At 59.9% G+C, this 8,893-nt stretch carries 8 protein-coding genes; all 8 read left to right on the forward strand.

Annotated elements, in window-relative coordinates; all coding sequences use genetic code 11:
• Positions 1–221: 221 nt before the first annotated feature.
• Positions 222–977 (forward strand): GntR family transcriptional regulator, encoded by a 756-nt coding sequence (locus NCT32_RS35970; protein WP_250491452.1) that lies wholly within the window; start codon positions 222–224, stop codon positions 975–977.
• Between the two features lie 184 nt (positions 978–1,161).
• Positions 1,162–1,779 (forward strand): glutathione S-transferase family protein, encoded by a 618-nt coding sequence (locus NCT32_RS35975; RefSeq protein WP_250491458.1) that lies wholly within the window; start codon positions 1,162–1,164, stop codon positions 1,777–1,779.
• Entirely contained in the window at positions 1,721–2,692 is a 972-nt protein-coding gene (locus tag NCT32_RS35980; RefSeq protein ID WP_250491453.1) for an amidohydrolase, read from the forward strand. Before NCT32_RS35975 ends, NCT32_RS35980 begins: the two co-directional genes overlap by 59 nt.
• A gap of 30 nt (positions 2,693–2,722) precedes the next feature.
• Positions 2,723–3,484: an enoyl-CoA hydratase-related protein gene (locus tag NCT32_RS35985; RefSeq protein ID WP_250491454.1), complete on the forward strand. Its 762-nt coding sequence runs from the start codon at positions 2,723–2,725 to the stop codon at positions 3,482–3,484.
• Between the two features lie 21 nt (positions 3,485–3,505).
• Positions 3,506–4,300, forward strand: a complete 795-nt coding sequence (locus NCT32_RS35990) for an enoyl-CoA hydratase-related protein (RefSeq protein ID WP_250491455.1) — start codon at positions 3,506–3,508, stop codon at positions 4,298–4,300.
• Positions 4,301–4,462: 162 nt separating this feature from the next.
• Positions 4,463–5,665 carry a 3-oxoadipyl-CoA thiolase gene (gene pcaF, locus NCT32_RS35995; RefSeq protein WP_250491459.1) on the forward strand — a complete coding sequence of 401 codons (1,203 nt, stop codon included), beginning with the start codon at positions 4,463–4,465 and terminating at the stop codon, positions 5,663–5,665.
• A complete protein-coding gene (locus NCT32_RS36000; protein WP_250491456.1) occupies positions 5,601–7,199 on the forward strand; it encodes a 3-hydroxyacyl-CoA dehydrogenase in 1,599 nt (532 codons plus the stop codon). The genes pcaF and NCT32_RS36000 overlap by 65 nt, the downstream gene beginning before the upstream one ends.
• Positions 7,200–7,329: 130 nt before the next feature.
• Complete coding sequence (locus tag NCT32_RS36005) at positions 7,330–8,682, forward strand: MFS transporter (protein ID WP_250491457.1); 1,353 nt, start codon at positions 7,330–7,332, stop codon at positions 8,680–8,682.
• Positions 8,683–8,893: the final 211 nt, after the last annotated feature.

The raw sequence follows: 8,893 nt of genomic DNA on the forward strand, positions 1-8,893 counted from the left end.
TGTTGCCGGCCATTATGGCCGACTCACGCCCCAGCTTTTCCACTCAAGGAACTGTCCGAATTCCCGAAGCCACCTCTAACTTCCCTGTTTAATGGGACCGCCGCAAAAAGTCAGTAGGCTAGACTACTGGTTTTTTGGATTAAACTGTGAGGGCTCCCGGCATGCAGGCTGCTCTCGGCAGCCGCGCTGGAAGAGCCACTTCACATCCATCCGGAGTTGGAATGAGCACAGAGGCGGCCCTGAAGGAACCAGCCATTGATTTCAGCCTGAGCGGGGTAGCCCGATACATTCAGCTTGCGACGCTCTTCAGAAGGCGCATCGAGTCGGGTCAATGGGGAGTCGGCACGCAGATTCCGACCGTCGACGAACTGGCGGAAGAATGCGCCGTCGCCCGCGCCACGGTCCGGCAGGCGCTCGACATCCTCGAGGAGGACAAGCTCATCGAGCGCTTTCGCGCCAAGGGCACCTTCGTCACCCAGAAGCCGCAAAGCCAACTCTGGTGTGAGGTGCCCACCGATCTGTCCGGTCTGCTGCTCGCCGCGGAGGGGGCCAGCATTGAATTGCTGAAATCAGAGAAGGGTGTCATGCCCACCAACATCCTACACATTGGCGGGAAGCTCGCCCCATCCTATCATCACTGGCGCCGTCGCCATTCGCGCGAAGGCCAGCCTTACTATCTCGGCGATGCGTATATTGATGAACGCCTGAGCCGCCGCATCCCGAAGTCCGCGTTCAAGCAGTACACGACCATGCGCATCCTGCGCGATATGCCCGATCTCAAACTTCAAGAGATTCGCCAGACAATAACGATCGGCACCGCCGATATGGAATTGTCGCGGATGCTGGAAATCCCCCTCAACGCGCCTGTCGCGCATGCCTATCGCACCGCAACCGATGTCGACGGAACCATCGTTTTCGTCGGCAACGGCGTGTATCGGGGTGATGTCATCCGCCTGGACATCAAAGTCGCGCTTTAAGTCTTCAAGGAGCGCCGCCGAGCGCGGCGCTCTCGTTGCTCGGATCAGTGTTTTCACCCATGAGTTTTTCCGTGCGTTTAGGTCAAAAGGCCATATAATTGACCTAACACGAAAGACAGATTGCATCGCTGTTGAGTGATCCGGCGGGTTTCGTGTGTTCTTAACATACCTCAAGGATATGCACATGAAACTGCATTGGTCGCCACGCTCGCCGTTCGTTCGCAAGGTGATGGTCTGCGCGTACGAGGCGGGTCTCGCTGACAAATTCGAATGCGTGCGTTCTCCAGTGGCAATGGACAAGCCCAACCTCGATCTATTGCCCGACAATCCGTTGAGCAAGTTGCCTACGCTCGTTCTCGACGATGGATTCGCTCTATTCGATTCATCCGTCATCTGCGAATACCTCGACACGTTGCACGCCGGTGCCCATCTCTTTCCAGGCGAGGGCCGCGAGCGTTTCGTCGCGCTTCAACAACAGGCTTTTGCTGACGGCTTGCTCGACGTGTTGCTGCTGTGGCGGCAGGAGCGCAACAAGCCTCAGTTGCAGCAGCGCCCAGAGTGGCTCGCGGCTTTCAAGGTCAAGTCGACGGCGTCGCTCGATGCGTTGGAGCAACTGGCACCTCAATTGCGGCTCGACGCGATCCAGATCGGTGACATCGCCATCGCTTGCGTACTCTCTTACTACGACTTCCGCCTGCCAGATGTGCAGTGGCGCGACGGGCATCCGACGCTCGCAGCGTGGCATGCTCGATTCGCCGAGCGCGACTCAATGCGCCGCACCGAACCTGGCGATGGAGAGTGAAGTCATGAGCGGTTTTATGGATCCCCTTCGCCCCGTGGACGTCGTGCCGGCGCGGATGCCGAGTGCACCGAGTGTCCCGCTTCCCGAGGACGCCTGCGATACGCATTCGCATGTTTTCGGTCCATACCAGGACTTTCCGTTTGCAACATCTTCCAACTACCCACCGCCACTCGCGCCTTCAACCACCTATTTCACCATGCTGGACACGATTGGTGCCAAACGTGGCGTGCTCGTTCAGCCGGCGCCGTACGGCACCGACAATGAGGCGCTCGTGGCGGCGCTCCAGGCAGGTGGCGGAAGGATTCGCGGCGTCGCAGTGGCACAACAAGATGTGACCGACGCTGAGTTGCAACACCTTAATAGCAATGGCGTACGCGCACTGCGCTTCAATGAAATGCCGAGTCCGCAGACGGGCAAGCCGTTCGCAGGCAGCGTCGGGCTGGAGGTTGCGCTTTCGCTTGCGAGCCGCATGAACGCACTCGATTGGCACGCTCAGGTTTGGGCGCGAAGCACTGACGTTCCCGCCATCACCGAGAAACTTGGGCAGGCGGGATTGTCTGTGGTCTTCGAACACATGGCGTGCTTTGATCCCTCCCTTGGGACCAGCCATCACGACTTTCAGAACATTCTCGCGCTGCTGCGCGAAGGGCGCATCAGCGTAAAGCTGGCTCTATGCCGCGTTTCAAAGCGAGCCCCGCACTATGACGACTTGCGCCCATTTCACGATCTGATGGTCGAAGCAAATGCGCAACAGCTCGTATGGAGCTCAGACTGGCCGTACGTCCGAATGGGCGATGCCGCTCCGGACGTCGGCGACTTGCTGAATACATTTCATGACTGGGTGGACGACGCTTCATTGCGTAAGACCATCCTTGTCGACAACCCCGCGCGCATCTACCGGTTCGAGGCTTGAGCGCGCTGGTCACTCCCCGAAAGGCAACCCATGTCACTGATTCTTGAAAAGCGCGACGGCGTCGCGATCGTTACTATTGATCGGCCGCCGGTCAACGCGCTGACCCTTGCGCTGTACGCCGAGATTGCCGATTTGTTCGAAAGCCTTGGCAAGGAGCTCGATGTCCATTGCGCTATCTTCACCGGCGCGGGCAGTCGCGCTTTCTGCGCAGGTCTTGACCTGAACGAGTTTTTGAGCGCAACGCCCGAGCAGGATCCCGAACGCGCGGCCGTCGTGCGCAGGACATTTTCCGCCGTCTACCGTTGCCCGATTCCCGTCATCGCCGCCATCAACGGTCCGGCGCTCGGTGCGGGTTCTGTGCTTGCCACCGTGTGCGACATCCGCATTGCTGCGAGCAATGCACGTTTTGGCACGCCCGAGATCAATGTCGGCCGCTGCGGCGGTGCGGCTCATCACGGCCGGCTTATTCCGCAGGGCGCGCTGCGGCGCATGTATTTCACGGGTGAACCGATCGGCGCGCAGGAAGCGTTCCGACTGGGTCTGATTGATGAAGTGGTCGAGCCCGAAAACTTGATGCCCACGGCGCTGAAGCTCGCGGCGAAGATCGCCGCCAAAAGCCCGCTTGGATTGCGTTACGCAAAGCAGGCGCTTAACGACATCGAATCGATGCCGCTCGAGGCCGCGTACGAGCACGAGCAGGGGTACAGCACGAAACTCATGCATACCGAGGATGCGCGCGAAGCGACGCGGGCATCGGTAGAGAAGCGCCCCCCGGTCTTCAAGGGCCGATAATCTACTCGAATTGAGGCCCATATGAACACATCGGATTCGGGTACCGCAGAAGTCGTAATTTGCGAGCGTCCCAAGCCCTCGGTCGCCGTCATTCGCATCGATCGCCCCGAGCGCCGCAACGCGCTCAGTCTTGAAGTCAAACGGCAACTTCATGAGGCGTTTGTCGCAGCGGAGGCTGACTCAAATGTGCAGGTGATTGTGCTCACCGGCGGCGAGTCGTTCTTCGTCGGTGGCACGGACATTGGCGATATGCTGCACATGAGTTCTAGCGAACACACGGCGAAGGACACGAGCCGCGTCTTCCGCACCATCAATGCATGTCGCAAGCCCGTGATCGCTGCGGTCGAAGGCTATGCATTGGGCGGAGGCTGCGAACTGGCGCTCGCGTGCGACATGATTGTCGCGGGGCGCGGAGCGCGATTTGGCCAACCGGAAATTCGAGTTGGCATCATGCCTGGTGCGGGGGGGACGCAGCGTTTGCTGCGGACCATCGGGAAGTATCAGGCGATGAAAATGATCCTGACTGGGGAACCGGTCGAAGCAGAGACGGCATTCGCGATGGGATTCGTCTCTGAGGTGACCGACCGTGGATTCGCTTTGGAGCGAGCCCTGGCGTTGGCGAGCACCATCGTCAATATGCCGCCGCTCGCTGTTCGGGCGATTAAGGAAGTCCTTAACGCCGGTCAGAACCTGCCGCTCGACGGTGCTTTGCTCCTCGAACGGAAAGCTTTCCAGCTGCTCTTCGACACGAGCGACCAGAAAGAAGGCATGCGCGCGTTCATTGAAAAGCGCCCACCTGCGTATCGCGGCGCTTAAACATTGCACCGCACCGTCGACTACGACGGTTGCTTTGACCCACGACTTCCTTGTCACATCCATCCGAGCGGATGGGCATCAAACCAACGATCGATACGCAACCAACGCAACGCTGCGGCCTCGCCGCGTCGCGGGTACGGTCGCGCCATTACCGGAGATTTTATGAGAGACGCTTTTATATGCGATGCCATCCGCACACCTATCGGACGATACGCGGGGGCGCTTTCGACAGTGCGTGCCGACGATCTCGGCGCCGTGCCGCTACGCGCGCTGATGGAGCGCAACAAGGACGTGGACTGGAACGCCATTGAAGAAGTGATCTACGGTTGCGCGAATCAGGCGGGCGAAGACAATCGCAACGTCGCACGCATGTCGACCCTCCTCGCAGGCCTGCCGCAGGGCGTGCCGGGCACCACGGTTAACCGTTTATGCGGCTCGGGGATGGACGCGATCGGCGTTGCTGCGCGGGCTATCAAGGCGGGTGAGGCAGGGTTCTTGATTGCAGGTGGCGTGGAGAGCATGAGCCGGGCGCCGTTCGTGCTGGGCAAGGCGAGTTCGGCATTCTCACGCCAGGCCGACATCTACGATACGACCATCGGCTGGCGCTTCGTCAACCCGCTGATGAGAAATCAGTACGGCGTCGACTCGATGCCCGAAACGGCGGAAAACGTCGCTGACGACTTCAAGGTGAGCCGCGCAGACCAGGACGCGTTCGCGCTACGCAGTCAACAGAAGGCGTCGCGTGCGCAGAAAGACGGCACACTCGCGCAAGAGATCGTACCGGTGACGATCACGCAGAAAAAGGGCGATCCGCTGGTGGTGATGCAGGACGAGCATCCGCGCGATACGAGCCTGGAAGCCCTAGCGAAACTAAAGGGCGTCGTACGCCCGGACGGCAGTGTGACGGCCGGCAACGCGTCGGGCGTCAACGACGGCGCGGCGGCGCTAATACTCGCCGACGAAGCCAGTGCGAAGCGCTTCGGCCTCGTACCCCGCGCGCGCATCCTTGGCCTGGCGACCGCCGGCGTCGCGCCGCGCGTGATGGGCATCGGACCTGCGCCTGCGACCGAGAAGCTGCTCGCCCGCTTGAACATGACGATCGATCAGTTCGACGTGATCGAACTGAACGAGGCATTCGCGTCGCAAGGTCTTGCGGTGCTGCGCATGCTCGGCGTCGCCGACGACGATCCGCGCGTCAATCCCAATGGCGGCGCAATCGCACTGGGCCACCCGCTTGGCATGAGCGGCGCGCGCCTCGTCACCACCGCGAGCTATCAGTTGCTTCGCACCCAAGGCCGCTATGCGCTCTGCACAATGTGCACCGGCGTCGGTCAAGGCATCGCGATCGCAATCGAACGAGTGTGAATCTCCTATGAAAAACGTTCAACACGCAACGATCGGGATCGTGGGTGCCGGCGCCATGGGACAGGGCATCGCCCAGATCGCCGCGGTGGCGGGTCTAGAAGTTCGGCTGATGGACGTCGACCCTGCCGCATCTGCGCGCGCTGTCACCGCGCTCGGTGCCATGCTCGACAAGCTGGCAGCGAAGGAAAAGCTTACCTTGGAGGAGGCGCAGGCAGCACGGCGCCGCATTCAGACGGAAGACCGCGTCGCCGCACTCTCCGACTGCGATATGGTGGTCGAGGCCATCGTTGAGAACCTTGAAGTAAAGCGAACGTTGTTTGCGCAACTTGAGGAAGTCGTGCGCGACGACGCCGTGCTCGTTTCGAACACTTCATCGCTTTCGATCACTGCGATTGCTGCGAGCTGTGGTCATCCCCAGCGGGTTGCGGGTTATCACTTCTTCAACCCGGTTCCGCTCATGAAAGTCGTGGAAGTAGTGTCCGGACTGCGTACCAGCGACGCCACGGTCGACTGGCTGACCAGTCTCGCGAAGCACCTCGGACATACACCGGTCCGCTGCCGCGACATGCCGGGCTTCATCGTGAACCATGCGGGGCGCGCACTCAATACCGAGGGGTTACGCATCGTTCAGGAGGGCGTGGCCAACGAGAGCACCGTCGACGCGATCGTGCGAGAGCAGATGGGCTTTCGAATGGGGCCCTTCGAATTGCTGGATCTCACAGGCCTCGATGTATCGCACCCTGTGATGGAGTCGATCTATCGACAGTTCTACGATGAGCCGCGGTTCCGGCCGTCGCCCATCACGGCAATTCGTCTCGCCGGGGGGATGTTGGGGCGCAAGAGCGGTACAGGCTTCTATGAGTATGACGGTGGAGCGAAAGTGCCTGCGCCGCTCTCGACGACCGAGCAAGCAGGATGGAAGCCCGCCGCAGTATGGGTAAGCCCTCATCATCCCGAGGAGGCGCGGCGGGTGCTGGATTTGCTCAAGGCATCCGATGTCGAAATCGAGGGGGGCATTGCGCCGAGTCACGACGCCTTGATCATTGTGACACCACTCGGACACGATGCGACCACTGCAGCGATTTGGCAAGCGCTTGATCCAAAGCGTGTCGTGGCTGTGGATACGATTTTTGGATTCGACGCTGGTGTACGACGCGTGATCATGCCGACTCCCGCCACGCGTCCCGACATGCTCACACGCGCGCAGATGCTGTTTGGAATCGGTGGCGAACTGGTTTCCACGGTCCGTGACTCAGGCGGTTTCGTTGCACAGCGAATCGTCGCTTGTATCGTGAACACTGCATGCGAAATAGCTCAACAACGAATCGCCACGCCGGAAGACATCGATGCCGCGGTTCGCCTCGGGCTCGGTTATCCGTACGGGCCGCTGGCTCTCGGTGACCGTATTGGCGCAAAGCGGATCGTCGCCGTGTTGAAGGGTCTCATGGATGTTTACGGTGATCCTCGCTACCGCGCCGGCGTCTGGCTATCCCGGCGCGCCGCTCTGAATCTGCCGCTCGGTCTTCTGGATTGATTGAAAGACCTGAACGCGCACCTCTAGCATTCCGCAGCTCCCGCTTTGAAGGGGCTCACGTCTCGCACGCGGTGCAGATCTGCCGCGTGCTTCATTTTAATGGTCGGGGTCATGCCGAAGGAGATCCTCGATGGGACAATCTGATCAAATAACCGCATCCGAGTATTCCGGACGCCAGCGCGAGGTGGTTAGGAAAGTCTGGCGACGTATTCTTTGGTTCGCGGGGTTGCTCTTGTTGTGTGCACAGATTGATAAGCACAACATTGCGTTCGCGGCCTTGACGATGAGCCACGATCTAAAGCTTACAGCCACGATGTTTGGCCTGTGTACGGCGATCTTTTACGTGGGCTATGTATTGTGCGAGATTCCGAGCAATTTGATCATGGCTCGTGTCGGCGCCCGGGTATGGCTGGCTCGTATCGCCATTACGATCGGGCTTGTCTCAGCGGCAACGATGTTCGCGATTGGGTCTGATAGCTTGCTCGCGATTCGCTTCCTTCTCGGCGTCGCAGAGGCCGGCATGATTCCTGGCCTCCTGCTGTACTTCACGTACTGGTTTCCGCCAGCCTATCGAGCTCGCGCCAACAGTTGGTTTCTTTTGGCGATGCCTATTGCAGGCGTGATCTCGTCGATCCTCTCGGGGACCATCCTCGATCTTGACGGCCTCCTCGGCATGGCAGGATGGCGTTGGCTCTTCTTACTTCTGGGTCTGCCGTCGGTCGTGCTTGGCATCGCCGCCATCTTCTATCTGACGGATCGGCCGAAAGAGGCGAAGTGGCTGACCTTTGAGGACAAGCAACTTCTTGAGGCTCTGCTTCGCCCTGAGACCGGCGAAGCGCCAAAGGCCCGAACCGCAGACACCAGCACACGTCGTAGAAGGGGTGCAGGAGTGTTCAGACGCGATGTGCTGCTACTGGCAATAGCTAACCTCGGGCTTTTTGTTACCCTGAGTGTGATGACCACCTGGACGCCGCAGATCGTTCGAAATGCCTTTCCCGGCGGTCACTATGCGCATCTTGGATGGCTGGCAGCGCTTCCCGCACTGGCGGCAACAATCGCAATGCCACTCTGGAGCGCAAGTTCCGACGCGCGCGATGAGCGAAGGTGGCACGTCATGCTGTCCTGCGCGGTGGCCGCGTTCGGCTTATGCATCGTTCTCTTCGGTGGCACGTCTGGGATAACGCTGCTAGGACTGGTCGTCTGTGCGGTGGGTGCCTATGGCGGCTACGGCGTATTCTGGACGCTGGTTGCGCATGTCTTGCCGGAGAGAAGTCGGCCTGCTGGGATTGCAATAATTCACGCGTTTGGCACGGTTGGCGCCGCGCTAAGCCCTGTAGTGGTCGGCTTTCTGCGCGACCGCACCGGACTGTTTTCTTCCGGATTGGTATTCGCAGTGGCAATGCTGAGCTTGAGCGTATTAGCTGTTTGCTCAGTACGGCCTAACATACCCACGGCCGCGAAGGCCCAATTCAATCTGGGTTAAAAAAAAGACCGAAGTTGACAATTCTTTGGCGGGGCGATCGTCTGCTGCACTTTGGAAGCGGACTTTACGGTGCCCCGATTCCGAGAGGCGGCTCAGGGTCGACAGCAGCCGTGCCGATTCGTACAAATCGGCGCCCTGCGGCTACGTTGTAGAACGCAGATAGGCGTCCAGTATCTCCAAATGCAATTCGCAGATTTTCGCCCGATCAGAC

Source organism: Caballeronia sp. INML2, from assembly GCF_023631365.1.
GTDB classification, from domain to species: Bacteria; Pseudomonadota; Gammaproteobacteria; order Burkholderiales; family Burkholderiaceae; genus Caballeronia; species Caballeronia turbans.